This window comes from Limosilactobacillus secundus (assembly GCF_020784695.1).
In the GTDB taxonomy this organism is placed as follows: Bacteria; Bacillota; Bacilli; order Lactobacillales; family Lactobacillaceae; genus Limosilactobacillus; species Limosilactobacillus reuteri_F.
The window spans coordinates 46,375-72,112 of the sequence record NZ_JAJGUA010000042.1 but is presented as its reverse complement, the minus strand read 5'-3'; the positions used below and the strand labels follow the sequence as shown (position 1 = coordinate 72,112).

Annotated in this window: 27 protein-coding genes, 1 pseudogene, 1 riboswitch and 2 other annotated features; of the genes and pseudogenes, 12 read left to right on the top strand and 16 right to left on the bottom strand. The window is 37.7% G+C overall.

Features of this window, described 5'->3' with window-relative positions; genetic code table 11:
* Window positions 1-156 precede the first annotated feature (156 nt).
* Window positions 157-255: riboswitch (THF riboswitch) on the top strand.
* A 54-nt stretch (window positions 256-309) separates the two neighbouring features.
* From LMB57_RS07955 to asnS, 4 genes are all read left to right on the top strand, one after another.
* Complete coding sequence (locus tag LMB57_RS07955) at window positions 310-867, top strand: folate family ECF transporter S component (RefSeq protein ID WP_169478228.1); 558 nt, start codon at window positions 310-312, stop codon at window positions 865-867.
* A gap of 4 nt (window positions 868-871) precedes the next feature.
* The gene (locus LMB57_RS07950) at window positions 872-1,267 is read left to right on the top strand and encodes a GNAT family N-acetyltransferase (protein ID WP_169473079.1); all 396 of its coding nucleotides are present in this window, start codon (window positions 872-874) and stop codon (window positions 1,265-1,267) included.
* A 58-nt stretch (window positions 1,268-1,325) separates the two neighbouring features.
* Window positions 1,326-1,578: a binding site (T-box leader), on the top strand.
* 64 nt (window positions 1,579-1,642) lie between these two features.
* Complete coding sequence (gene asnA, locus LMB57_RS07945; RefSeq protein ID WP_229271567.1) at window positions 1,643-2,653, top strand: aspartate--ammonia ligase; 1,011 nt, start codon at window positions 1,643-1,645, stop codon at window positions 2,651-2,653.
* A 19-nt stretch (window positions 2,654-2,672) separates the two neighbouring features.
* Complete coding sequence (gene asnS / locus LMB57_RS07940; RefSeq protein ID WP_229271568.1) at window positions 2,673-3,971, top strand: asparagine--tRNA ligase; 1,299 nt, start codon at window positions 2,673-2,675, stop codon at window positions 3,969-3,971.
* Between the two features lie 152 nt (window positions 3,972-4,123).
* On the opposite strand, the gene LMB57_RS07935 is transcribed toward asnS, so the two are convergent.
* On the bottom strand, window positions 4,124-4,822 hold the full coding sequence (locus LMB57_RS07935) for an EAL domain-containing protein (protein ID WP_267493666.1): 699 nt from the start codon (window positions 4,820-4,822) through the stop codon (window positions 4,124-4,126).
* A gap of 50 nt (window positions 4,823-4,872) precedes the next feature.
* Window positions 4,873-5,940, bottom strand: coding sequence for a GGDEF domain-containing protein (locus LMB57_RS07930; RefSeq protein WP_229278166.1), 1,068 nt, complete (start codon window positions 5,938-5,940; stop codon window positions 4,873-4,875).
* A 242-nt stretch (window positions 5,941-6,182) separates the two neighbouring features.
* Here LMB57_RS07930 and LMB57_RS07925 point away from each other — a divergent pair, with 242 nt between their 5' ends.
* The 3 genes from LMB57_RS07925 to LMB57_RS07915 are packed head-to-tail and all read left to right on the top strand — an operon-like array spanning window position 6,183 to window position 8,785.
* Window positions 6,183-6,680: an ABC transporter permease gene (locus LMB57_RS07925; protein WP_229271571.1), complete on the top strand. Its 498-nt coding sequence runs from the start codon at window positions 6,183-6,185 to the stop codon at window positions 6,678-6,680.
* Window positions 6,670-8,001 carry a glycosyltransferase family 2 protein gene (locus LMB57_RS07920; protein WP_229271572.1) on the top strand — a complete coding sequence of 444 codons (1,332 nt, stop codon included), beginning with the start codon at window positions 6,670-6,672 and terminating at the stop codon, window positions 7,999-8,001. The genes LMB57_RS07925 and LMB57_RS07920 overlap by 11 nt, the downstream gene beginning before the upstream one ends.
* Window positions 7,988-8,785, top strand: coding sequence for an EAL domain-containing protein (locus LMB57_RS07915; protein ID WP_229271573.1), 798 nt, complete (start codon window positions 7,988-7,990; stop codon window positions 8,783-8,785). The genes LMB57_RS07920 and LMB57_RS07915 overlap by 14 nt, the downstream gene beginning before the upstream one ends.
* A 73-nt stretch (window positions 8,786-8,858) precedes the next feature.
* Here the strand turns inward: LMB57_RS07915 and LMB57_RS07910 are convergent, their stop codons facing one another.
* Window positions 8,859-9,530 (bottom strand): type 1 glutamine amidotransferase, encoded by a 672-nt coding sequence (locus tag LMB57_RS07910; RefSeq protein ID WP_229271574.1) that lies wholly within the window; start codon window positions 9,528-9,530, stop codon window positions 8,859-8,861.
* Between the two features lie 99 nt (window positions 9,531-9,629).
* A pseudogene (locus tag LMB57_RS09915) lies at window positions 9,630-9,991 on the bottom strand (HesB/YadR/YfhF family protein).
* Between the two features lie 250 nt (window positions 9,992-10,241).
* Between LMB57_RS09915 and LMB57_RS07905 the strand changes: the two are divergent.
* The gene (locus LMB57_RS07905; RefSeq protein WP_229271575.1) at window positions 10,242-11,093 is read left to right on the top strand and encodes an SDR family oxidoreductase; all 852 of its coding nucleotides are present in this window, start codon (window positions 10,242-10,244) and stop codon (window positions 11,091-11,093) included.
* Between the two features lie 64 nt (window positions 11,094-11,157).
* Here LMB57_RS07905 and LMB57_RS07900 read toward each other — a convergent pair whose 3' ends face one another.
* The gene (locus LMB57_RS07900; protein ID WP_229271576.1) at window positions 11,158-12,036 is read right to left on the bottom strand and encodes an aldo/keto reductase; all 879 of its coding nucleotides are present in this window, start codon (window positions 12,034-12,036) and stop codon (window positions 11,158-11,160) included.
* Between the two features lie 120 nt (window positions 12,037-12,156).
* Between LMB57_RS07900 and LMB57_RS07895 the strand changes: the two genes are divergently transcribed.
* Window positions 12,157-13,029, top strand: coding sequence for a LysR family transcriptional regulator (locus tag LMB57_RS07895; RefSeq protein WP_229271577.1), 873 nt, complete (start codon window positions 12,157-12,159; stop codon window positions 13,027-13,029).
* A 75-nt stretch (window positions 13,030-13,104) separates the two neighbouring features.
* Entirely contained in the window at window positions 13,105-14,094 is a 990-nt protein-coding gene (locus tag LMB57_RS07890; RefSeq protein WP_229271578.1) for an asparaginase, read from the top strand.
* A 265-nt stretch (window positions 14,095-14,359) separates the two neighbouring features.
* Here LMB57_RS07890 and LMB57_RS09910 read toward each other — a convergent pair whose 3' ends face one another.
* The 8 genes from LMB57_RS09910 to LMB57_RS07855 form a co-directional block, all read right to left on the bottom strand.
* Window positions 14,360-14,653 (bottom strand): dihydrofolate reductase family protein, encoded by a 294-nt coding sequence (locus tag LMB57_RS09910; protein WP_418887480.1) that lies wholly within the window; start codon window positions 14,651-14,653, stop codon window positions 14,360-14,362.
* Window positions 14,654-14,698: 45 nt separating this feature from the next.
* The gene (locus LMB57_RS09905) at window positions 14,699-14,902 is read right to left on the bottom strand and encodes a dihydrofolate reductase family protein (protein WP_418887479.1); all 204 of its coding nucleotides are present in this window, start codon (window positions 14,900-14,902) and stop codon (window positions 14,699-14,701) included.
* Between the two features lie 45 nt (window positions 14,903-14,947).
* Window positions 14,948-15,949, bottom strand: coding sequence for a DUF1002 domain-containing protein (locus LMB57_RS07880; protein WP_087215087.1), 1,002 nt, complete (start codon window positions 15,947-15,949; stop codon window positions 14,948-14,950).
* Window positions 15,950-16,106: 157 nt separating this feature from the next.
* Window positions 16,107-17,300 (bottom strand): aminotransferase-like domain-containing protein, encoded by a 1,194-nt coding sequence (locus LMB57_RS07875; protein WP_229271579.1) that lies wholly within the window; start codon window positions 17,298-17,300, stop codon window positions 16,107-16,109.
* A 48-nt stretch (window positions 17,301-17,348) separates the two neighbouring features.
* Window positions 17,349-18,299 (bottom strand): L-lactate dehydrogenase, encoded by a 951-nt coding sequence (locus tag LMB57_RS07870; protein ID WP_229278165.1) that lies wholly within the window; start codon window positions 18,297-18,299, stop codon window positions 17,349-17,351.
* Window positions 18,300-18,349: 50 nt separating this feature from the next.
* The gene (locus LMB57_RS07865; protein ID WP_019254126.1) at window positions 18,350-19,162 is read right to left on the bottom strand and encodes a 2-keto-4-pentenoate hydratase; all 813 of its coding nucleotides are present in this window, start codon (window positions 19,160-19,162) and stop codon (window positions 18,350-18,352) included.
* A gap of 179 nt (window positions 19,163-19,341) precedes the next feature.
* Window positions 19,342-19,574: a binding site (T-box leader), on the bottom strand.
* A gap of 123 nt (window positions 19,575-19,697) precedes the next feature.
* Window positions 19,698-20,564, bottom strand: coding sequence for an alpha/beta hydrolase (locus LMB57_RS07860; RefSeq protein WP_229271580.1), 867 nt, complete (start codon window positions 20,562-20,564; stop codon window positions 19,698-19,700).
* A gap of 210 nt (window positions 20,565-20,774) precedes the next feature.
* The gene (locus LMB57_RS07855) at window positions 20,775-21,305 is read right to left on the bottom strand and encodes a DapH/DapD/GlmU-related protein (protein ID WP_229271581.1); all 531 of its coding nucleotides are present in this window, start codon (window positions 21,303-21,305) and stop codon (window positions 20,775-20,777) included.
* A 116-nt stretch (window positions 21,306-21,421) separates the two neighbouring features.
* On the opposite strand from LMB57_RS07855, the gene LMB57_RS07850 reads away from it, so the two are divergent.
* A complete protein-coding gene (locus LMB57_RS07850) occupies window positions 21,422-22,291 on the top strand; it encodes a LysR family transcriptional regulator (RefSeq protein WP_229271582.1) in 870 nt (289 codons plus the stop codon).
* Window positions 22,292-22,348: 57 nt separating this feature from the next.
* On the opposite strand, the gene LMB57_RS07845 is transcribed toward LMB57_RS07850, so the two are convergent.
* The 3 genes from LMB57_RS07845 to LMB57_RS07835 all read right to left on the bottom strand — a co-directional run bounded on the left by LMB57_RS07845 (window position 22,349) and on the right by LMB57_RS07835 (window position 24,770).
* Complete coding sequence (locus LMB57_RS07845; protein ID WP_229271583.1) at window positions 22,349-22,834, bottom strand: flavodoxin; 486 nt, start codon at window positions 22,832-22,834, stop codon at window positions 22,349-22,351.
* Between the two features lie 102 nt (window positions 22,835-22,936).
* Complete coding sequence (locus LMB57_RS07840) at window positions 22,937-23,809, bottom strand: aldo/keto reductase (RefSeq protein ID WP_229271584.1); 873 nt, start codon at window positions 23,807-23,809, stop codon at window positions 22,937-22,939.
* Window positions 23,810-23,948: 139 nt separating this feature from the next.
* The gene (locus tag LMB57_RS07835) at window positions 23,949-24,770 is read right to left on the bottom strand and encodes a MerR family transcriptional regulator (protein WP_229271585.1); all 822 of its coding nucleotides are present in this window, start codon (window positions 24,768-24,770) and stop codon (window positions 23,949-23,951) included.
* A 79-nt stretch (window positions 24,771-24,849) separates the two neighbouring features.
* Here LMB57_RS07835 and LMB57_RS07830 point away from each other — a divergent pair, with 79 nt between their 5' ends.
* Window positions 24,850-25,701: an arginase family protein gene (locus tag LMB57_RS07830; RefSeq protein ID WP_229271586.1), complete on the top strand. Its 852-nt coding sequence runs from the start codon at window positions 24,850-24,852 to the stop codon at window positions 25,699-25,701.
* Window positions 25,702-25,738 lie beyond the last annotated feature (37 nt).

Sequence of the window (25,738 nt, the reverse complement as noted above, 5' to 3'; positions counted from 1 at the left end):
TTTTTATATTCAAGTATCCCATCAATAATTTACAAGCTTCACCTCCAATAATTATGTTTATTAAATAGATTAAAGTCTAAGAAAATAAAGACATGGTAAAAATAAAAGCACATGTTTAGGCTTGATTAATAAATGTATTTAGCATATATTACTACTGTTGGGGTAGGAATCTCAGAGTTATTGTCTAACGGAACGGAATGTGAACGTTAGAAGGAGGCTAGTAACTAGCTGCTTTGTTATTCCGCATTCACCATGAACGGAAACGTCAATGTGTTCCCTAACAAAATTTTTAAAAGGGAGTGGATTGATATGTCTACGTTATCATTTGCTGGACCGCGTTTTACGACAAAGAATTTAACTTTAGCTGCTATGTTAGTCGCACTGCAGGTAATCTTAAATAAACTTTCAATTGGAGATCCAGCGGTTTTAAAGTTTAGTTTCGGTTTCATTGCCACCGCACTTATTGGCTATTGCCTTGGTCCATGGATTGGTGGTTGGTCAATGGTCGTATCGGATATCATAAGTAATACTATTTTGAACTCAGGAAGCCTGTTCTTTCCCGGCTTTACTCTCTCAGCATTTATCTCTGGTGTAATTGCAGGCATGTTTCTATACCAACAACGGATAAGCTGGCAACGAATTTTAATATATGAGTTTTTCCAAATTCTTCTTACTAATGTTATCGGAACAACCTTATGGCTTTACCTTATGAGCTTAAGTTCTAGTAGTAGCAGCCATACTTTCGTGGCGCTCCTCTTCATCCGTTTACCAAAAGAGCTAATTACTTGGCCGATTGAAACTTTACTCGTGCTGATTATTCTGCGTCAAATATCACAACTAAATTTAATTCAAAAAAATCATGATTAGAAAAATGAAATCAACTGATATCAATAGAGTGATGGATATTTGGTTATCTACTAATCTAGAGGCTCACCCTTTTATTGACCCCAATTATTGGTATCAAAATTTATCAAATGTTCAAAATGCGATTCAACAAGCAGAAGTTTATTGTTCAGTAGCTGCCAATAATCATCTTCAAGGATTTATTGGCCTGCAAGAAAATTATATTGCTGGTTTATTTATCGCAAAAGAGTATCAATCACAGCATCTTGGTACTAATCTACTAAATGTTGTTAAAGAAAAACATCAACAGCTCATTTTAGATGTATATTTAGAAAACCAGCGTGCTATTAAGTTTTACCAACAAAACGGTTTTCAGATTACTAACCATAATAATTTAGAAGCCAAGATGACCTGGTTAAAATAAATTATTTAAAAAAGTATTGCATTTTAAATGAATTAGGTTAAAATACAATTAACAAAATAAAAAAGCGATGAGAAAGAAGAGTAACTAGTTGTATTCGTTCAGTGAACTGGTGGTAGTGAGAAACCAGTCGACCCTACACTAGTGAATAACACTTTCGCGAGTGCTGCCAACCCAAATAAGTTTACTTAAAGTAGGCTTGGCCGGATCCGGACCGTTACCTCACCGGCAGAGCATGATGTGCTCTTGAGGAGGCCTAGTTTTATACTAGACAATTTGGGTGGTACCGCGGAAAAAAGCCTTTCGTCCCTTGATTATAAGGGGAACGAAGGGCTTTTTTAATTCATTCCTAAATATATTATTTGAGGAGTGTCTATTATGGACTTAACTATTCCAAAGGATTACGATCCACGTCTTTCAATTAGAGAAACTGAAGCTGCTATTCGTTATATTCGTGAAACTTTCCAAGACGAATTTGGCAAGGAACTAAATCTTCAACGAATGTCTGCACCAATGTTTGTTGAAAAAAGTACTGGATTAAACGATAACTTAAATGGTGTTGAACAACCAGTATCATTTGAAATGAAAGATATGCCAAGCGAAACTGTTGAAGTCGTTCATTCCCTTGCAAAGTGGAAACGACTTGCCCTTAAGCGGTACGGTTTTGGAATGCATGAAGGTCTCTATACCAACATGAACGCTATTCGGAAAGAAGAGGACCTCGACAACTTCCACTCAATTTATGTTGATCAGTGGGATTGGGAAAAAATTATTAGTAAGGATGAACGAACAGAAGAAACTTTAAAGGATACAGTTCGTGATATTTTCAAAGTAATTAAGCACATGGAACATGAAGTTTGGTACAAATTCCCTCAAGCTGTTTACCATTTGCCAGATGAAATTCATTTTGTTACAACGCAAGAACTTGAAGACCGGTGGCCAGACCTTACTCCGCTCGAACGGGAAGATAAGATTGCTAAAGAACTTGGTGCTGTTTTTGTAATGAAGATCGGTGACAAGTTGCAACGCAGTGGTAAGCCTCACGACGGTCGAGCACCTGATTATGATGACTGGAGCTTAAACGGTGATATTATTTTCTGGTACGAACCTCTTCAACGCCGGATCGAAATCTCAAGTATGGGAATCCGGGTTAGTCCAGAAGCAATGAAATATCAACTTGAACAAGCCGATGCAACTGATCGTGAAAAATTACCATTCCATAAAATGTTGCTCAATGGCGAATTACCATATACAATTGGTGGAGGAATTGGTCAATCCCGTCTCTGTATGCTTCTTCTTGGCAAAGCTCATATTGGAGAAGTACAGGCAAGTATTTGGCCAGAAGATATGATTAAGAAGTGTGAAGAGAACCACATTCAAATTCTATAATTTAAGGGAGAGTATAAAAGTGGAAACTATTACAATTAGTGAAGCACCAAAACATGTTGGGGAAACAGTTAAAATTGGTGTTTGGTTAACTGATAAGCGTTCAAGCGGTAAGATTGCTTTCTTGCAACTCCGTGACGGAACTGGATTTTTCCAAGGGATCATTCGTAAAAATGATGTTCCTGAAGAAAAATTCGACTCTGCTAAGCATGATTTACACCAAGAAACTAGTTTTTGGGTAACTGGTGAAATTGCTGAAGACAAGCGTTCGAAGTTTGGTTATGAAATTCATATCAAAGACTTTGACATTGTTGGCGAAAGTGAAGATTACCCTATTGGTAACAAGGAACATGGAATTGACTTCTTACTTGATAACCGTCATTTATGGTTACGTTCTCGTAAGCCATGGGCATTAATGCGGATCCGAAGCCGTGTTAAGCTTGCGACAATGGAATTTTTTGAAAAGCATGGATTTACTCAATTTGATGCTCCAGAACTAACTGGAAGTGCTCCTGAAGGGACTACCGAATTATTTGAAACTGATTACTTCGATCGTTCTGCCTACCTTTCACAATCTGGTCAATTATATGCAGAAGCTGGAGCCATGGCATTAGGTCGAGTTTACACAATGGGTCCTACCTTCCGTGCTGAAAAATCAAAGACTCGTCGTCACTTAATGGAATTCTGGATGATCGAACCCGAAATGGCTTGGATGCACCAAGAAGAAAGTCTTAAGATTCAAGAACAATACATTGCTTACTTAGTTCAAGACTTAATTGATCATTGTGCTCGCGAACTTGAAATGGTTGGTCGGAGTGTTGAAAGCTTAAAGCCATTCACTGAATTACCATATCCACGGATCACTTATAAGGAAGCCATTGAAATGCTTCAAAAAGGCGGTTTTGATGTAGAATACGGCGCTGACTTTGGTTCACCAGAAGAAACCTACTTAGCCGACCAATTCCAAAAGCCAGTCTTTATCTTAAACTATCCTAAAGAAATCAAGGCTTTCTACATGCCTGAAGATCCTGAAGATTCTCGCCAAGTTATCTGTGCGGACTTGCTTGCTCCAGAAGGCTATGGTGAAATCATTGGTGGTTCTGAACGTTCTTACGATTACGAATACATCACAAATAAGCTTGAAGAAAATGGCTTAAGTAAAGAAGATTATGGTTGGTATGATGATTTACGGAAGTACGGTTCAATTCCTCACTCTGGATTTGGAATGGGACTTGAACGATTCTTAGCTTGGATTACTCTTCAAGACCACATTCGTGAAAACATTCCATTCCCACGGATGCTTAATCGTTTGAACCCTTAATAAAAAAGATGAGACTAAAATTCTTGGTCTCATCTTTTTTTATTTTGTAAATTTACGCACCATTTCCAACTTTAATTTCCCTATCTTATAATTGATAATGTTTAATGATATTCAGAAAAAAGGGTTAAAGATTGGCAATTATTTGCTGGTCTTTAACCCTTTATTCGTTCGTCTTTATTTTCAAAATGCAGTGTACCTTTTCCCCAGTAAAAGCCTTGTTGTAAAACAACTGGATTCCCCGCAAATTTTTTAGCTAATTGTCGATTTGAGATTCCTTCAATAACAAAAGTAAGTTGATGTTTTTTGGCAAAAGCTAACCAGGCGTCAACGAAGCTAATCAACGTTTTATCGTCTTCATCCTTAAAAAGTAATAGAGATAATTTGATTCGACTAATAGCCTTTAGCTGTCTTTTAATGAATGCATAACTATTATTACCCGCACACACATCATCAATTGCCAATTCAAAGCCCATTTTTTTGAGACGTTGGATTTCTCTATCTAAATAATCAAGACTATGAATCGTTTCGCGACGTTCTGTAATCTCAATTGCCACGTGATCATGATATGCTTCGCGAATCTCTTCTAAAAATTGCCAAATGCTTTCAAACTTCATTTGACACGGTTCTAAATTAATATATATTTTGCGATTTTGTTGATCTTTTAAAGCATCCCTTAAAGATTTACGACTTGCCTTAATCCATGTATCGTTTCCCTCTTGCGTCGTGAGACTGTGCAAAAAATTATTTCCTGGAAACTCGCCATTATTATTTCGAATAAGCATTTCATAAGTGTCAATTTCAGCATTCATCGCTTGATCAACACTAAGGATTGGCTGAAAGATATTGTACATTTTTATCCCTAACTTTTAATAATTATTTGTTTTACGTTCTGAACTAGGCTTTAGAGATGTTTATGCCGATCTGTAACTATCCATCCCCGGCCATTATTCTTTACACTATATAACATTTTATCAGCTCGCTTCAAGGTCGTGTCAAGTAATTCATCATTCAAACGATCAGTTAAACTGCATGAAAAGCTAATCGTTAATCTAATTCCTTCTTTAGTAACAATCGATTTATTATTAAAGAATTTTTCAATTGACTGTAGTAATTGATAGACTTCTTCTAGGGAATGGTTAGAAACTACGATCGTAAATTCTTCGCCGCCAAATCGATATACATAACCATGCTTGGGAAATGCGGAATGAATTTGTTCGCGAAAAACTGTTGAGAAATAATTTAACACTTCATTACCAACAAAGTGACCATATGTATCATTTATCTTCTTAAAGTGATCAATATCTAATGCCCCGATTACAATATTATGAATTTCACTATTATTAGCTAATCGATTAATTTCTTGACTAAGCGCTCGGTAGTTAAGTAACCCTGTCAAATCGTCACGTTCACTTTCTTTTTCAAGAAGTTTTATTTTTTGCTCATTTTTCTTCTCACTATAAAAACGTTGCTCTTCAAACATCGCAATAACGAATAATCCTAACGTGGCTGCAACAACACTTACAGGTGAAAAGCTATGGTTAATCCCTAACGATACTAACTCAACTATTCCCAACGATGCAATGGCATAAAAATAACTAATTCTTTTAGAAATGCTGCGCCACCGCGTTAAAACCAAACAAATTGTCGTAAAAACAATCGATTCAACGATCCAATACCACCAATCTTTTAGCGGCAAAATCCCCATCAAGTATTCCACGACATTCACAAACAACGGGGTTAGAGCTAATAATGCCCACCATATTTTGTACACTTTATCGCGAAAAAGCATTGTAACAGAAACAACTTGCATGAAAACAACTTGCCCGATATTAAATAAGGACAACTGAAACAAACAAAATTCCTGAATAAAGTAAGTAATTATAATAACGGCTCCTAGCCCCCAACTAGTTAACCGTGAGTTCTTATACGAAACCCAATACCGTTCAAAATAAATTTGACTGATAATCATACAAATAACGATGATTGGTAAATAGAGTATCGCGTAAAAAAGTTTAAGCGCCAACTTATTTTCACCTTTTCAAACTTTATTTTTATTAATAGCTTTAAAATTGTACTTCTTATAGCTGAATTAATCTAGTAGCGCTTCTAATCTTTCATTTAATAATATTCTCCTAAAAGAACCGTATGATATAATTTTTTCTGCTAACGCGTTAAGAATATTAAGAAAGGACGACAGATCTTATCTTTATAATGAAAAATAATTACCATGATATGTATTTTGAGCATCACCACTGGCTCTTAAAAATTCGACAAACACTAATTATGCTCCTTAGCTGGTGCATTTTACTTATCCCCATTATCATCACTATTTCAACTTACCTGGCTTACCGGACTAATGGTCATCAAGGGTACTTTTTTTGGTATTACGCTGAAGGATTTCGTGAACTTAATTTTTTAGTAATCATTTTGCTATTTGCTTTAGGAATGATTGGGATCTTCTGCATTACAATGGGATATATCCAAGCTCAAAGGACTCGTGGACTAACTACAAAATGGCCCATGTTTGACATTAACAAAAGTCATTTACAACGCCAACGAGCTGAATCATTCATAACCAAGCAGTTTGGTGATCCTGAGATGCGAACAAATACGCGCAATTTTGTTGTTAAGCCTGAACAAAATCTAACTAAGAATCAATTACGCGATATTGTTAACAATCACATAGGAGATGATAAAGATGGTTTCTAACATTTTCTATGAAGCATTTCAAACCAGCTCACCATGGATGGTCTTTCTTATAATAATCAATTTAATTTTATGTATATATCCTATTTTAGGAGCGATGTTCTGGTTCTTTGGCGCAATATCATATGTTCTCTTTCGCCAAAAAGAAGAATTACCACCAAAAGCCGAACTTACTCCCGAACCTTTTATCACAATTATGATTCCAGCGCATAATGAAGAAATCGTAATAAAAAGTACTTTAGAGTATTTACTAACCCAATTGAATTATCATAATTATGAAGTGCTGGTAATGGATGATGGAAGTGATGATCGTACCCCTGAGATTCTTCGCTCAATGCAAGCAAAATATTCGCGCCTCAGAGTTATTAGAATCGAACAGAATCAAGGAAAGGCTCATGCGTTTAATATTGGACTTTTCTTTGCGAAGGGTGAGTATATCTTGAGCAATGATGCTGATACTATTCCTGAAACTGATGCACTGATAAAGTATATGCAATATTTTACAAGTGCTAACGGGATAAACTATGCTGCTATTACTGCGAATATGGATGTTTATAATCGTTCCTCATTATGGGGTAAATCCCAAACGGTTGAATTCTCTAGTATTGTTGGCATAATCAAGCGAAGTCAAACTGCCATCAATAACACGATGTATGCATATAGCGGTGCAAATACCATGTATCGACGCGATTTTCTTATTAATGTTGGTGGTTTCCGCCAAGATCGTGCGACTGAGGACATTAGCATCGCCTGGGACCATACCTTTATTAATGCTACTCCGAAGTTTGCTCCAGATATCGTTTTCCATATGAATGTTCCCGAAACGTTTCACGATTTATATCGGCAACGTAAGCGGTGGGCGCAAGGTGGGTCAGAAGTTTGGCTTTCTAATTTTCTGAAAGTCTTTCGCCATCCGTGGCAGTATCGGTTTGTCATCCCCATGTTAACAGACACAACTTTATCGATTATTTGGTCTTTCTTTTTCTGGATAACAAGTATCATTTTCATTATTGCAATGTTGGACTTCTCAATAACTGGTAACTACGAACGAATTTGGCATGGCATAGTTATGAGTATGATCTTTGTTAACTTTCAATTGATAGCTGGTCTTTTTCAAGTACTGGCGGCGTTGATTCTTGATTTTAATGGGTCTAAGTTGCGCTATTTACTGTTTTCGCCACTTTATCTCTTATTTACTTGGATCATCAATCCCTTAACAATTGTTACTACATTTCATAAAGCGATAAAAACTGTTACCGGCCATGGAAGTGGTAAATGGATTAGTCCCGAAAGAAAGGCAGTTGATAATGATGGCAAGTTTTGAAAATTTTCTTTGGTGGATATTCATTGCCTTCACCCTAATTTGTAGCGGCTTTTGCATTGAGGCTCACTATCGATATAAAAATAAAAATGGAATTGATAATGAGCACAAATTTTCAAATAAATATAAATATTTTGGCCAGCCAATTTATGACGAACAAAATAAAATTCGTGGTTATGAACTTTTATTACGGGAATATGATCACCAAACTCATAACTGGCAATTACCTCAGAATGTTGTGGACTTTCCCCTCAGTAAAATTGTTTCTACAATTCAAGAAATCAATCCACAATTAGAAGAAATTCCAAATCTATCTTTAAATATGACTGTCAGCCAAATTACCGATTTTCGATCTGAGTATTTCTTTACTTGGGTATTAGGAACGATAAATGTTAAGCAATTAGTCATTGAATTAGATGCTAATGATATTAGACGTGCCAATATTTTTAAACGTAAAGAAATATTGCAGATACTAAGAAAACTTAAGCAACTTCAAATTAAAGTTACTATTGAAAATGTTGATTCTTCTAAAATGACCTACAACTTGTTACAGCGATATTTGCCATATATCACCTATTTAAAATTCAATATTCATTCTTTTAATAAGTCGGCAAATCACTGGATAGATATCACGCTTGCGCAGTGGCAACGGAGAATCGCCATTTTCAACATTGAAATGATTGTCGGTAAAATTGAAGATGCTAACCATATTGTATTAGTAAATCAACTAAAGATCCCTTTTCGACAAGGTTATGCTTACGGTCATCCAAAAAATTTTAAAAAATAAAAAGCGAAGTTGTTTTTAACCAGCCTCGCTTTTTTACTTTAGAAATATATTCGCATTAACAAAATTTTGCGCTCTAATTATTTGCGATAAACTCCAACAGTTGATACATAACTCGCTTATTTTCAGCCGGAACGCCATGCTGAATGATTTCTTTTCCATTTTGGTGAAGATCATTATGGTCTAATGGATATTGATCATCATTTACAGCAATCTCGCGAACGTTATCTGCTGTCGGTTCAAAGTGAAATTGAAGTCCAATTACATTACCGTTCATAACAAAGCCTTGATTTTTAACTAAGTCACTACTAAATAATAAGTCTGCTTGCTCTGGAACCTCAAACATCTCTTCATGCCAATGTAAAGCAGTTAATTTTTCTGGAATATTAGGAATAATATCACTTTTTAGATACACCGGCGCCCAACCAACTTCCTTATGTGGTGCCGTTTTTATGGCATAACCGAGCGTCTTAGCAATCTGTTGCGCCCCATAACATGCGCCAAAAATTGGCTTGTGAGCTTCTATCAGTTGCTGAATTAAAACGCGTTCTTGCTTAATCCACGTTAAGTCGTCATTAGGGCTCATAGGACCGCCAAGAATAATCAGCATGTCAGTCTCATCAGCGGTTGGCAAATTGCCGAACTGATAGGGATGATAAATATACATCTCATGTCCATGATCCTGTGACCATTCTTGAATCATTCCTGGTCCTTCATTTGGCGTGTGTTGCAAAACATTGATTCTCATCGAATATCCTTTCCGTCGACGGCAATGTTGTGCTAGGTATCGCCTGCAAGTACCTAAGATATTATTGTTATAACACCAAATCGTAAGCTTAACAATATTTTATTCCCAGTATTCTTCATATTTTCGAGATGCCCCAGGCGCAGCGTCTACATTTGGTTCGCCATTATCTTCGCGTCTAAAAATAAAGATAGGCTCTCGATCTCCTTGTTTGTAATCAACAGTAACAGCTAGCCCTGAGAAGAACCAAGCATCTGCAAAGTTAACATGATATCTTTTTTTATTACGATTGTTGCCTCACCGAGCGTCGATTCAAGTTCATATCTCTGCTTAGGACCATGTTTAACATTATGTGGTTGAATTGTTTTACCATAAAATTTTATTCCATCTCCACTAACTAGGTTAAAGTTTTGCTGGAATCATTTGCTGGCAGTATCAGTAATAATTAATTGCACTTCAATCACTCCTTAGATTACTGTCTTTTTTATTTTACAACTAAGAACATATCTTTACTTATTTCTAAACTCAAATTTTTTGCACCTCCTCAAAAATATGTCGTCTTATTATTTGCACATATAAGCCAACTCTTTCATCAAATAATCGCAGCATTTTCAAATCCAGTTTAACAACATGTTGACTTTAGAAAAACACGTGTTATTATAATGCATGTAAATCAAAAAGTAACAAGTTAAAAATTAAAGGAGATTGTTAATTATGAAATATGTTGTAACTGCTGCTACTGGTAACTTAGGACAAACTGCTGTTAAAGAATTAAACAAGTTAGTTGGTGCAGAAAATGTTATTGTTATTGCCCGCAACACTGATAAGGCTACTAAGCTCTTTCTTAATAATGAAGTTCGTCATGGAGATTACGAAGATAAGTCATCAATGATCGATGCGTTAAAAGGAATTGATCGCGTCCTCTTCATTTCTTCTCAACCTAGTGATAAGGTTGATCGTGCTACTGCTCATGCTAATGTAGTTGATGCATTAAAAGAAAATAACATTAAATTTGTTGCTTACACTAGTTTTCCTGATGCCCAAAATTCTACTACTCCTCTTGCAACTGACCACCGCCTTACAGAAAACGCAATTAAAGAAGCCGGGATCGATCACTCATTCCTTCGTGATAACTGGTACCTTGAAAATGAAATTGGCTTCCTACAAAGTGGAGCTGCTAATCATGATGCATTATACTGGGCTAATAACAAAGCTGGCTGGGCACTTGAACGTGATTACGCTGAAGGTGCTGCAAAGGTTCTTACCAGTGAAGATCCCCGTGAAATTTACGAATTTGCTGGTAAAACCCGTACTTACGATGAACTAGGAAAGGCTCTTCAAGAAGCTACTGGTAATCACTTTGCTATCAAGCAGATTTCTCATGATGATTATGTAAAATCACTAGAAGAAGCTGGCTTAGATACGCCAACAGCTGAACTCTTCGCATCATTCCAAGCCCCCATTGATTCTGGAAGCCTTAATAAAGAAAGTAACGATTTAGAAGAAGTTCTTGGTCATCCCGTTACTCCGCTTGTTGATGCTATTAAAGAAGTTCTTGCACGATAAATTATTATTAGCTATCACAGGTTAAGAAAATTTTCCCTTAGCCTCTCTATTTCTATATTATTAATTATTTTTCATCATCTTGAACCATCTTTAAGCTGGAGCCAAATATCTGTTCAATCGTAACTGGATCACGGTGGTCAAAAAATTGGCTTTCGTTCTTGTTAAGACTAGCCATCTTCTTCATATCATCATCGGAAAGTTCAAAATCAAAGACATCGATGTTTTCTTCCATCCGGTTCTTGTGGACTGACTTTGGAATGACAGTAATCCCACGTTGCAAGAGCCAACGAAGAATTACTTGACCATTGCTCTTGCCATATTTAGCAGCAATCTCCGCAATTGTTTCGTTGGTAAAGATATCATGCTTACCTTCCGCAAATGGTGCCCATGCTTCAACACGAATATCTTCACTTTGCGCAAACTTAACTTCTTGGTCTTGTTGGTACCAAGGGTTAACTTCAATTTGGTTGACCGCTGGCTTAACAGGCATTGTTAATTCAAGATCCTTTAGTTGATCAGCGTAAAAGTTCGATACACCGATTGCGCGAATCTTACCTTCCTTTTGTGCTTCTTGTAATGCGCGCCAAGCACCCATTGTATCGCCATATGGTTGATGGAGAAGGTAAAGATCCATGTAATCAAGGCCAAGTTTTTGCAGTGAAGTATCAATCCCCGCTTTAGCCCGCTTATAGTTAAAATCAGACACCCATAACTTTGAAGTTACAAAAATATCTTCACGATTTACGCTACTATTCTTTATTGCCTTGCCGACTGCTTCTTCATTTTGGTAAGCAGCAGCAGTATCAATTAAACGGTAACCGACTTCAAGAGCATCGGTAACTACTTGTTCAGCTTGACTTAAATCTGGAACTTGGAATACTCCAAATCCAAGGGTTGGCATTTCTACTCCGTTATTTAATTTTACTGTTGGTACTTTTGACATGTTAATTCTTCCTTTCTCTAATCAATCATTGTCTATATATTAATCGCTAATTTACGAATTGGAAATTACTACCTTAGCATGATAGTATACAATTAACGTATGCTGATGAGGTGTGATCAAATGATCGATAATTACTTACTAGAAGAACTGGTAACTTTTGCTAGTGAAAAAACACTTGCTAAAACTGCTGAAAAGTTAAACGTTACCCAGCCGACTGTTACACGAGGAATGCAAAAATTAGAAGACGAACTCGGGATTCAACTATTTGAGCGCCACCCAAACCGCATTATCCTTACTGATACCGGAAAATTAGCTGCTGAAAAAGCTACTGAAGTTCTCGCCGTCAACCGTAATTTTGTTCAACAACTTCAAAATTATGCTGCTCGACAATCAGTAATTAAAATTGCAGCCATTGCGCCCGGTCCATTAATCCTCTTTCGCACGAAACAAGCTTCTTTCTCTACTCATATTTCGATTAATGATGACTTTACCCCCTCTGATCAAGTCACGGCTTCTCTTTTAAACAATGAAAATTCAATAATTATCAGCGATCAAGAAATTCAAACCGATCAAATTGAATCACGTTATTTGGGTACTGAAAATCTCTATGTTAACCTTGATAAATTCATGTATCTTGCTAATTCCCACCAAGTTTCTTTTAGGGACCTAGCCGGATTAAGTTTTGTCGTTTTGAACGATATCGGACCGTGGAAAGAAATTATCCAAAAATATATTCCAAATGCTAAATTTTTATATCAAGAAGAATGGGCCGCGCTTACTGAAATCACAAAATACTCTAGTTTTCCATACTTTAGTACTAATATAACAACAGTTACTCCACGACAGCGTACTTCAAACGACGATCGCGTTAGAATCCCGATTACCGATGAAGCTGCGACTATGACGTTTTATGCTAATTACCTTAAGAAACAAAGAAAATCCTTAACGCCCTTACTTAATGAAATTAGCCAAAACTGGCCTAATTTAAGTTAAATTATAGGCGTTTAACTTGTTTCGCTGAAAATCCCTATTTAAAATATTAATAAAAAATGAATCATGGTGACTAAAATGACGAAAAAATTATTACTCCTTTCAACCGGTGGAACTATTGCCTCGGTTGTCTCTGATGAAGGACTAGCTCCAGGCGAGTCTGGTGAAGAATTAATCAAAATGCTTGGTCGGCTGGAATATGACATTACTGTTCGTGATATTCTCGAATTAGATTCGTCTAACATTCAACCTGAAGAGTGGAAAATTATTGCTGAGTCTATTTATGACCATCGTAATGATTATGACGGAATTGTTGTTTCTCATGGTACAGATACGATGGCTTATACTGCTTCAATGCTGACTTTTATGCTTCAACATATTAATATTCCGGTTGTGCTAACTGGAAGCCAAGTTCCTATGAATGTGATCCTTAGTGATGCACCTGATAACTTACGACTTGCCTTTGCGGCCGCTGCTAACTGCGAACCAGGAGTTTACATTGCTTTTAATCGCAAAGTAATGCGTGGCTGTCGGAGTGTAAAAGTGCGAACAACCGCCTTTGATGCTTTCGAAAGTGTGAATGTCCCGCCAGTAGGAGAAGTTACTTCAGACGGCTTTTCCATCAGAGCTCATCGGCATCCCCAACCCGGTAAAAGTCAATTAAATACTAAGATCGACACTCATGTTTCGCTGGTAAAGCTTTTTCCTGGATTTGACCCATCTCTCCTTCATGCAATGGCTAAAAATGGTTGTCATGGCATTGTTATTGAAGCATATGGCTTAGGAGGAATGACATCTATTCGCCGAAATATGGTTGCGGCTGTTGGTGAATTAATCCGAAATGGCATCCCGATTATTACTTCTAGTCAGTGTCTTTATGAACGAAGCGACCTAACAAAATACGAGGTCGGACGCCTGGCTCTCCTAGAAGGAGCAATCAGTGCCCGCGACATGACTTCTGAAAGTGCCATCACTAAGTTAATGTGGGGCCTTGGTCAAGGGATGGACGTTAAAGAAATTACTGACTTTTTTAACACTGATGTTGCTGGTGAAGTAACCCTTGACTAATTATTAATTACAACAAAGAAACGAGGCTGGAAAAAACTCCTAGTCTCTTAAAACTAACAAAATTTGGACAATCAATTAGTCGATTGGCGACTAATTTCATCAATAATTTAAAATCCGGACTACGATTTTTGATCGATCAAAAATCGTAGTCCGGATTTTACTGTTAGAGAATTAAGAATTAATAATTGATTTACACTGCACTTATCATTATTGTATCCCTTAATTTCTTGTCGAGATAATCATTTCATACTCTTATTGTTTATCATTAATTTTCCCGCTTATAAATTAGATCAACTATTCCGTTACAAGATTGTGTACTAATTAAATTTAAATTAATTTGATGATCAAGATTATCAAACAATCGAATTCCCGAACCCAAAACTGTTGGAATTATAGTGAGGTAGTAATAATCAATCAAGTCTGCATTTATTAATTGCTGAACAAGATGGGCTCCACCGCAGATCCAAATATCTTTTCCATTTTCCTTTTTTAGTTTTTCTACTAAATCGTAAAGATTTTCATCTGTAAAATAAATTTTATTATCAATATCTGGAGTCATTTGTTTTCTATGCGTAAGAACATACGTCTTGCACTGGTTATATATCTATTCTTGAGGCGAAAGTTCTGTAGCTATTTGGTTATAAGTTTTCCATCCCATTAAAATTGTGTCGATATCTTTAATGAAGTTAGAATAAGTGTCAACAGCTTCCTCACCATTGTTACTATCTTCTAACCAGTCGACTTTGCCATTCGGATCAGCAATATACCCGTCAAGACTCATCGCAATAAATAATTTTACCTTTCGCATTATTATTTCCTTCTATTATTAAGATCTTTTGCCTATGCTAAAATTTTAAAACCAACTACGGATCCAGTTAACAAACCGGGTCCACCAAGACTGAGCTTGTTGCTTAACTGCCTGCCCGTCTTGAGAATTCAAGAATTTTTTCGCCTTATTCATCATATCTCCTGATGAATTCTTTACATTATTAATCGTATCAGTTACGTGCGAGCTATAGTCTTTACTTGAACTAATTGGAGCATTATTAAACTGAACAAGCGCATTGATAATTGGTTGTTCATGATTCTTTGTTTCATTGTAAATGTTTCGCTCTTCAAGTTTCTGATTAAAGATTACTTGAATTTGATTTTGCGTTGGGGTAGTTCCTTGTTTCTTTTGTTGGTTAATTTCCTTAGTGGTATCACCAACCGCAGCCATCAACTTACCAGGATATTTACTATCATCCTTATTAGCTTCAATTGCCCCATTTGTTGCGGTCAACATCTGGTTAGCAGATTGAGTATTTTGCTCATTTAAACTGACTCCATCTGCCGCAATGGCTTTATAGACTCCGGTTAAAGCTGATTCTCCAGAAACGGCCCGGTTAGCGCTAACGGTGATAGTAACATCCGTGACTCCGGCCATTTGAGCAACCATAGCATACTGTTGAGCAGTTACTTTAGTAATATTATCCTCACCATTAAACTTTTTTACATTAACTTTAATCCCCGAACCTGGATCGGTGGGGACAATTGCTACTGAACTAACCATGGCAGCATTAGTTGTCGAGCCATTCGGATTGATATACTTCTGATAATCACTGGCAGTAGCGGTTAACGTTGTAAAGTTATCATCGACTGCTAGTACATTATTTAATTCATTCTTCTCGGCAGCCCCTGCTCCATATACAACATATGATTTATTTAGCGTATGGGTCTGAGTAGTTGAACTGTTGCTCGTACTTTCACTAGTTGTCTCAGCCGCCAAAACTGTGGCCTGGCTAACTGGCACTGCTAATAAAGATAGTGCGAGAGTAGAGGTAATAATGATTTTGGTTAACTTATTTGAGCGCACTTTTTTACTCCTTTTAAGGCAAATTAAATTTATGTTAATGATAAGGAAAAATCCGCCAAAATACTAGCGGATTTTATTTTCTTTACCACAGTTTAATTATTACGCCAGTGGATTGGGCGGGAGCAGAAAGGCGCTTAGTCATAACTTGGCTTGGCCGTTAATTCTCTCTCTCGTCTTGCAGAGCTTCACCGAGTTGCTTCATTCCTGCCTTGATCTGGTCTTCCTGAGCATTGGAGTAGTTCAACCGGAAGGCACCAGGCTGTGGTTCACCTGCATAAAATGGGTCACCTGGTACAAAGGCCACGTTATGTTCCAGACATTGCTTAAAAAGCTCAACAGTATCTTCTACTCCGGGTACTTCAACCCATAGGAACATTCCGCCTTCCGGATCAGTATATTTAACACCTTGGGGGAAGTATTTCTCTAGCCCCTCTGTCATTAGTGCTTTGCGTTGCCCATACAGGTCACTAATTTGCTTGACATGTGCATCAAGGTCGTTATGCTTCAGAAATTCTACCACGGCATACTGGGCTAAGTTATCTGTATGCAAGTCTGCAGACTGTTTCAGTACCGTCAGCTTATTAACAACAGCTTCATCGGCTACCACCCATCCTAAACGGAAACCAGGAGCAAGCGTCTTGGAGAAAGTCCCCATATAGAAAACATGTCCGGTTTTGTCAAACGACTTAACTGCTGGTACATGCTGCCCCTTAAAACGAATTTCACCATAAGGATTATCCTCTAACACATAAACATCATATTTAGCGGCTAGTTCGGCCAGCTTTTCCCGTCGCTTTAGTGCCATGGTTCGGCCAGTTGGATTTTGAAAGTTTGGCACGGTGTAAACCAGCTTAGCTTCCGGATGAGCCTTTAATGCTTCTTCTAGGGCATCCATCTTCATCCCCGCTTCATCCATTTCTACCCCCACAAAGTTGGCACCATATGATTTAAAGACATCAAGAGCACAAAGATAAGTTGGCTGTTCGACCAGTATGGTATCACCAGGATTAACAAAGGCCTTCCCGACTAAGTCAAGGGCTTGTTCTGAACCTGTCGTCATCAACACATTGTCTAGCTGCCCGGTCACGTTTTCTTTTTCTTTGACACGTTGGAGAACCAATTCACGGAGGGCTGTCACCCCTTTAGCGGCTCCATATTGCATTACTTCTTGACCACGTTCAGCAAACACCTGGTCAACAGCTTCTTTCATCGCTTTGACAGGGAAAAGCTCAGGCGCCGGCAATCCTCCAGCAAAAGAAATAATCTTTGGATCCGCCGCTGCTTTTAAGATTACACCGACTGCATCTGTTCCATCTGCTGGCACGCGTTTGGAAAAATTAAACTTGGTCATTGTCGTCACTCCTCGTAATAGATGTCACATGGCATTAACGTTATCAATCTATTCTGCCTGAGCTAGCTGGTTTGCTCGCTCTTCTTCTTTTTTCAATCGTTCTTTGATGTATGTTGCGGATGTTGCTAGTTTTGCTTCTTCTTCCGGCGTCAAGTCCAGATGCAGCTGCTCCACTACCCCGTCACGGCCAACGACAGCTGGATATGAAAGGTACGTGCCGTATTCTTCACGATAATTAGAAACTGGCATTTCAGTTCGCGCATCATTCAATAATGCGTTGGTTAACCGGACTGCTGCCGTGGCAACACCATAATTAGTGTATTTCTTCCCTTGATATACGAGGTAGCCTCCTTGACGAGCACGTTCTTCTAGCTCAGAAAGCTTTAATCCCCGTTCTTTTGCTAGTTCAGTGACCGGATTCCCCAGGACGCGGACTGTCGACCATGCCGTAAATTGCGAATTGCCATGTTCCCCAAGATTAAAACCAACAACAGAGCGTGAATCAACTTTCAACGCTTCACCAACCCGGGCCCGCATCCGTGCAGAGTCGAGTAAGGTCCCCGTCCCCATCACGTGTTCTTTTGGTAATCCCGTTAATTTTTGGTACATTGAGGTAATCACATCACAAGGGTTAGTAACATCAACTAACTTACCGTGAAATCCATTGTCTACTAACATCTTCGCTACCAAGGGCACTTGGGTCCGCGTAAACTTAAATTCAGCAAAGCGATCATGATCTGGCGTATCAACCAACTTTGATTTCCCTAGGGCTGACACGACCACATCACAATCACGCAATTGGCTTTCATCATTAACAGTCAGGTTAGTATGGTAAGGCAAATTGGCCATTGCATCTCGTAAGTCCAAAGCATCCGCTTGCACCTTAGCTTCATTAGTATCAAATAATGCGAGGTCATCGACAAAGCCACCAGCAACTAAATAGTGCGCTACCGTTGCCCCAACGTGACCCATTCCGACTACTGCTACTTTTCTCGTCATAATAAAACTCCCTTTCTCTTTTATTGCACAACTATGTAAAATAATTAATTCTAGTCGGTCACGTCCACACTCACAGTGCCGAAGCCATTATCAAATTTGGCTTCCCACTTGCCGGCAGTTAAATGTGGTGGTAAGAGGAAAGTACCTGATGATACTAGCTGCCCTGCGCGGAATGTCTTCCCTTGTTCTTCAAGCTTTCTGACTAGCCATTGCAATGACTTTAATGGGTTGCCAAGCACTTCACTTGACGCCCCACTATCCACTTCTTTGCCATCGTGGTAAAGGGTGACGTTTACATTTGCTGCATCATCAACGGTCTTAAACACCTCATCGGTTGGTCGTTCTTGACCATATACTACATACCCACCAACAGCACAATCACTCATGACACTGAATTTATTTAGATCTGGGAACCAGTCAGCAAAACGACTATCAGGTACTTCCAGCGTGCCGCAGACAGTAGTCTTATGTAATAAATCTTCCATCGAGTCACTGGCGTGCAAGTCAGTTTTAGCACGGAAGCCGAGTTCAACTTCCACTAACGGAGCCATCGTTTGTTCTTTGAGAGAGAGAACGGCAGGTGATGGTAAGAAGTGGGCATCAACTTGTTGTCCATAGAGCGGACTATCAGAATCAAACATGTCCTGGGTTTTCTTACTAGTTAAGGAAACTTTATACCCGCCAGTTGGGAGTCCCTTTAATTCAACGAAACGATCTTGAAGGGCATAAGCTGTATTATCATCGCTAACGACCTCTGCCCATTCATCCATTACCAGTGGTTTCTTGCTTTGATAAGCTTGGAAAAGTTCTTGAGCAAAAGCTTCTTGTTCTTCATTTAAGGTAACGTTTTTATTTGCAGTCATAATAATATCCTCCTTAGGACCTGACCGCTGTTACCAAATTAATTATCGGTCTAAGCCGGTCAGGTCATGTTCTAATTTTTCTTTAATGTTAATAATGTCTGAAATATCACTGTCTGCCATGACCACCACCACCTTTAAATATGTCTAATAAAAAACGCCCTCCTAGCTCTATTAAGAACTAAAAGGACGTCTATCAACGTGGTACCACCTTTATTTACAACACAAGGGTTGCCTCAATCAACTGCCCACAATGGCAATTAATCGGCAAGATAATGGCTGCTACCAGTATGTTCTACTATTATTTCGGCATACAACTCGCGAGGGATTTGTCACAACTACCTCCTACCGGTTTCCACCAACCACCGGCTCTCTTAATTCAGCAGAATTGACGATTCTCGGTCAACGTTTTTTAATCTCTCTTAATTGATTATTAGTAGAATATCACGTGAAAATGAGAAAAACAAGAGTTAAATTAGAAAATCATTAAAAACAACATTGCCATGGATCATTATTCGCAAAATATGCACAGTATCAACTAATTTGACTCTTCCCACAAGAATTTAATCAATTCACGGTTTACTTGACTGTTATTGTGGAGCTTACTGTGCTGGGCATTCTTTCCATGAATTTCAACTTCGCGATATGATTTTGCACGATCACTGACTAAATACTTTAATGATTTAGCAGAATTTACCGGTACATCTTCGTCCGAGTGACTACCACCCCCAACATCCCCATAAATATTTAACACGGCTGTATTTTTCGGAAAGATCTGCCGTAAACCAAGTAATTCGTGGTAGGCAGAGTCCATTTTCTCTGGTTCGCCAGTCTTTGGATTTATCTTAGCATTTTGCGTCTCACTTTGCCCTACCAGTCCATTATAGTGTCCAGCAATCGCTACTAAGTGGGCTACTTGCGGAAGGCTTTTATCATTTACATTGTCATTAATATAATTGATAATTTCCAAGTTTCCCATTGAATGGCCCACAAGGTTAATTTGCTTATAATGGTGTTGTTTTTCTAAAGCTAGTACCACATTTTTTACATATTCACCACCATGATGATAACCTTGCGTGTAATTATCTCGATATGCACTTAATTTATTATCTTCAAGGTTGACTTCCACAATAGGATTAACGGCATTTGCGGGAATTGGGCGGTTAAAAGTTACTTTCCCTTTTTTGTCAACATTCGCCCGCACAATTGTCTTGGTTACACCGGCATCACGGGCCGCATTAGCCATTTTTTCTTCGGCATGAGAACTGCTCCCCCAACCATGAACAAAAATCGTCGGTGTTGACGACTGAACATAATGGGTTACCGCATGGACTTTATAGTTTCCTCCCAACAAACTAGCAACAATGATAATCAGGGCAAGTAATAATTGATAATATTTTTTCATCTATTTCTCCCTTACAAAAGCTTCATCAAAGAATTGTCTGATCTTATTAAATGGTATTTTATCAACCCGATCATAAAGATCAATATGTTCACAATCATCTACAACATACATCTCTTTAGGTTCTTTTGCTAACTTATAAGCTCGTTCAGAGAAAGCACGTGAATGAGCATGATCTCCAAAAATAATGGCGTAATGTATCCAAATGACATATTATTCGCCTCCGATTTTCTTAATCACTTTAGCAGGAACGCCTGCAACAACAGTATTAGCAGGAACATCTTTACTAACAACTGCTCCCGCTGCAACAACCGCATTTTCACCAACTGTAACACCTGGTAAGATTGTAGCATTTGCGCCAAGCCACGCGTTTTGCTTAATAAGAACTGATTTTAACTCGACCCCATGCCGCTTTTTCGGTTCAAGGGGATGATTTACCGAAATAATTGTTACATTGGGTCCGACTAAAACCTTATCTTCTAATTCAATTCCGCCGAGATCAGTAAACATCGCACCACTGTTAATAAATACTTGTTTCCCAATTTTCAGGTTAGCTCCGTAATCACTACGGATCGGCAAACGAATTTCAACCGAGGCATCTATTTTTTGACCAGTTACATCATTAAGGACATGGCGAATTTCTCTTTGCGATGCTGGCCGACTATTCAATTGTTGAAGCAAGTCTTGATTTTTTAAAGCCGTGGCCGTGATTGTCGCAAGTTCTTCTTTTTGAATCTCTTTCATTTCCATCCCTCTTTTGCTTGAAATTATTGTTTATATCTTATCGAGTTTTTATAATAATGTTAAATACTTATATTTAATGGCATACTATAGTTAAAAAGCATATCGGAGTGATCAAAATGGAAGTCCGTGTACTGAGATATTTTATTGAAGTAGTTCAAGAAAGAAACATTTCAAATGCCGCTAAAAGATTACATATTTCTCAACCGACACTATCACGACAATTAATGGATCTTGAAAAGGAACTTGGGATTACTTTATTTGAACGAGGACACCGCCAAATCAAACTTACCCAAGAAGGCTATTATTTATATGAACGGGCACAAGAGATTACTGGCCTCGTTGACAAAACTGAAACCGACCTGCAATCACAAAATGTCATTAGCGGAACATTAGATATTGGTGCAGGAGAAAGTGCAGCTATTCAGCCAGCAATGACAGTAATTGGTGATATTATCAAAAAGTATCCAGATATTAAGATTAACTTAGTAAGTGGTGATAGCGATCAAATCTATCAGCGCTTAAATAACGGTACCTTGGATTTTGGAATCGTTATGGGGCCAGAAAAGCTCCTAGATTATCATTCAATTAGGTTACCCCAAAAGAATACATGGGGAATTTTAATGCTAAAAGACCACCCGCTTGCAAAAAGAGCACAAATTACTCCGGAAGATTTAAAAGGCGTCCCTATTATTACGTCAGCCCAATCTAAAGAGCAGGATGTATTTCGGGTATGGGCTGGTTCATTGATTGATCAGTACAACTTTATTGGTCAGTACAATTTAATTTTTAATGCTCGTTTATTAGTGGAAACTGGGGCCTGTCTTGCGCTAACCTATAAAAATTTGGTCAATATTACTGGAACTAATCTTATCTTCCATCCTTTAACACCTACTATTACAGATCAAAATAATCTCATTTGGAATAAAAACCGGCAATTATCTAACGTTGCGCAGGTTTTCTTGAACCACTTAAAGGAAGTGCAATGAGTTTTACTATTACAAAAAGCGCTGAACAACTGGATTTCCCAGCTTCAGCGCTTCTCTTTATTTAAAATTAAGTGAGTCAATCCAGCCGTCAATTTGGCGTGGGTCATTTAAAATTGCCCCTTGATTAATCTTAGTATCATAACCATTTTCATTAACCGTTCGTTCAACATAGCTTTGTGAGCGATCATAGTTTGTTCCACCAGAAGTAGCAAATAAGGCTAAATTCTTCCCGTTTAAATCAAGATGATCAATCACCGTACTAATCATCCGTGGCGGAATTGCCCACCAAATTGGATGACCAATAACAATATTATCGTAGTTAGCAAGATCAGGTAAATCATCCTTAACGTCAACTCGACTATTGTGTTCATGCTGTTCAACCGTTGTCCGGCTCTTCTCATCATGCCAATTAAGATCAGCAGCAGTATATGGTTGTGCAGGATGAATTTCTGCAATATCTGCATTTAATTTTTGAGCAATCTGTTCTGCAATCATCTTAGTAGTATTAGTTGCAGAGTAGTATAAAACAAGGGTCTTTGCCATCCTTGAGGGCCTCCTTTATATTAAAACTCTATCTAAATTTTAACGTAAAAAAGTAGCAATAAAAAATACCTATAATCAATTCTTATCTATGCTTTAAATGTATTAATCATTAGCATGGATATCATATGCATTTAATAACATTTCACCAACCCCGGGTGCATCCGGATCGTGCATTCCCTTGCCTTTATCGAGTGCGCGAATTTGGTCCATTTCTTCATCTGTTAATTCGAAGTCAAAGATATCGAGGTTGCTCTTAATTCGTGTTTTGTGAACAGATTTAGGAAAGACAACAATTCCTTCTTGATTTTCAAAACGAAGAATTACTTGACCGGCATTCTTACCGTACTTTTCGGCAATTGCTGTGATTACTGGTTCATGCAGCAAGTCAGCGTTACCTTGTCCAAGAGGTGCCCATGCCTCAAGACGGACATTATCTTTCGCAAGGATTTCCCGTAATTCCCTTTGTTGGAAGTAAGGATTAAATTCTACTTGGTTTACAGCAGGTGTTACATCAAAACCAGGGACAAACTTGTTCCAGAGCTTTGGTGTCATGTTGGAAACACCAATTGAACGGATCTTCCCAGCCTTTTGTGCTTCTTCAACAGCCTTCCATGCTTCATCAACGGCTCCATATGGTTGGTGAAGGAGATAAAGGTCAATATAATCAAGGTCTAGTTTGTTAAGGGAAGTTTCAATGGCCTTCTTAGCGTCTTCGTACTTGTAGTCTTGAAGCCACATTTTGCTAGTAACCCAGATTTGATCTCGAGAAATGCCGCTATCCTTAATTGCTTTTCCAACTTCTTGTTCATTCATGTAAGCAGCTGCTGTGTCAATATGACGGTAACCAGCAGCCAGAGCATCCTTAACCGCATTGTATGTCGTGCCATCAGCTGGGATTTGGAAAGTCCCAAAACCGATTACTGGAATCTCATTGCCATCATTTAATTTGAAAGTAGGTACATTATATTTAGACATTATTTTTCGTCTCCTTTGCTTTAATCATTGTCTAAATATTAGCATCAAATTTTCTAAACTAACATTACTTGATTATCATATCAGTATACACAAAAAGTATACTAAAAATTTAACTATCGATTATTAAGTAATCATACAGTTATGATAATTCATTTCCTAATAATATTCTCAACTCCGCAATATAATTTTTTCCCTCTACTAATTCAGTTGTTAAATAATTTAAGGGATATGATTCTTCGTAAATAAACTCGCTGTCAGTAGGATAAGACAATAATTTTTCTAAATTACTAAGATACTCCTCAGTCGACCACATAAAATTGATACACAAATATTTCCCTGATACATCTTTAATTTCTAGCCCTGTTTTCTTCTCTGCTGGAAAAATAAGTTCTTTAAAAATATTCTGGTAGCAAATATCTTCAAGAGTTTGATAGGGAGTAGCTTTAAAACTAAAGCCATATTCTAGATTGGGCGTTTGACCTGCTTTCATTAGTAATTGGTCTAATTCCGCAACTTCTTTATCCGGAAGACTTTTTGGTGTAATCTTTTCTTTTGCGGGAATAATAGCAATTTTTTTGTTAATTTTCTTAACATAAGGCCCCTTTCCTAAGTGATCCTTCATTATTTCAATTGCATCTAATTGTCTTCGTTGAAACTTCGCGAGTTCTAATTTTTGTTGTTCTTGTTTAATTTGCTCTTGAATTACTTTTTCTTGTTGATTCCAAAAAGTAGTTAAACCTACTATATCATTTTGCAACGTTTCCTTTATCTCTTTCAAAGACAAATTAGTACTTTGTAAATATTTAATAAGGTTAAATAAAAATATCTGATCTGTTCGGTAATAACGATAATGAGTATGCGGATCAATATAGGCCGCCTTGATTAAACCTTCTTTATCATATAGTCGTAAGGTTTGGACACTTGTCTGACATAGTTGTGCCATTTGTCCTATCGATAACATTTTATTTTCTCCCTCCTTGACTCTATACTTACTATAGAGTTTATGATGAAGTCAATAAAAAGGAAAGGATGTCAAAATTATGAATAAACAAACTTTACGGCTAGTTGTTCCAGATTGGCAAGCAGGTAACAATCCGATCTATGCTTTAGGCGCAAAAATATTAGCAGCGATCGCACCCGAAAAACCCCACCAAGAAACAATTACTATTGATGTTCCAAATGTTCCTAAAAAATTATCTCAAGAAAATAATGTTAATGGCCAGCCCCTCATTAAAAACACTTTATTAAAAACAAAAGATGCAATTAATTCTGCATCTCCCGCTAGAATTATTACCCTCGGTGGTAACTGTTTAGTTTCACAAGCCCCAATTGATTATCTAAACGGTAAATACGATGATTTAGGGGTAATTTGGGTTGACGCGCATCCCGATATTTCAACTCCCGAGATTTTTGAAAATGAGCATGCCATGGTTCTCGGAAATCTACTAAAAAAGGGTGACCCCGTCTTTAATAATCTCGTGGACCACCCACTTCACCCTAATCAAATTTTCTATGCTGGCCTCCAAGAACCAACTACGATAGAAAAACACCTTCTTCAAAACGATAATCTTGAGTATCAACACCATGATAATCTTTCAATCGCTGAAGTGAAAGATTGGGTTGATCAAAATACTTTCACCCATCTTTATATTCATTTTGATATCGATGTTCTCAATCCCCATAATTTTTATGCAACCTACTTTAATAATCCGCAATTAACTGCTATTCCGGAAAATGCGGCAATGGGACAAGCCAACGTACCAGAAACGTGGACCTTCTTAAAAGCACTTAACCAAGAATTTAATTTAGTTGGTCTCACTATTGCTGAATACATGCCCTGGAGCGCCCAACAGCTGGTTAGCTTAATGAATGGGTTAGAAATTTTTAAATAAAGATAAGAAATAAGACTAAGATTCGCTATCCTAGTCT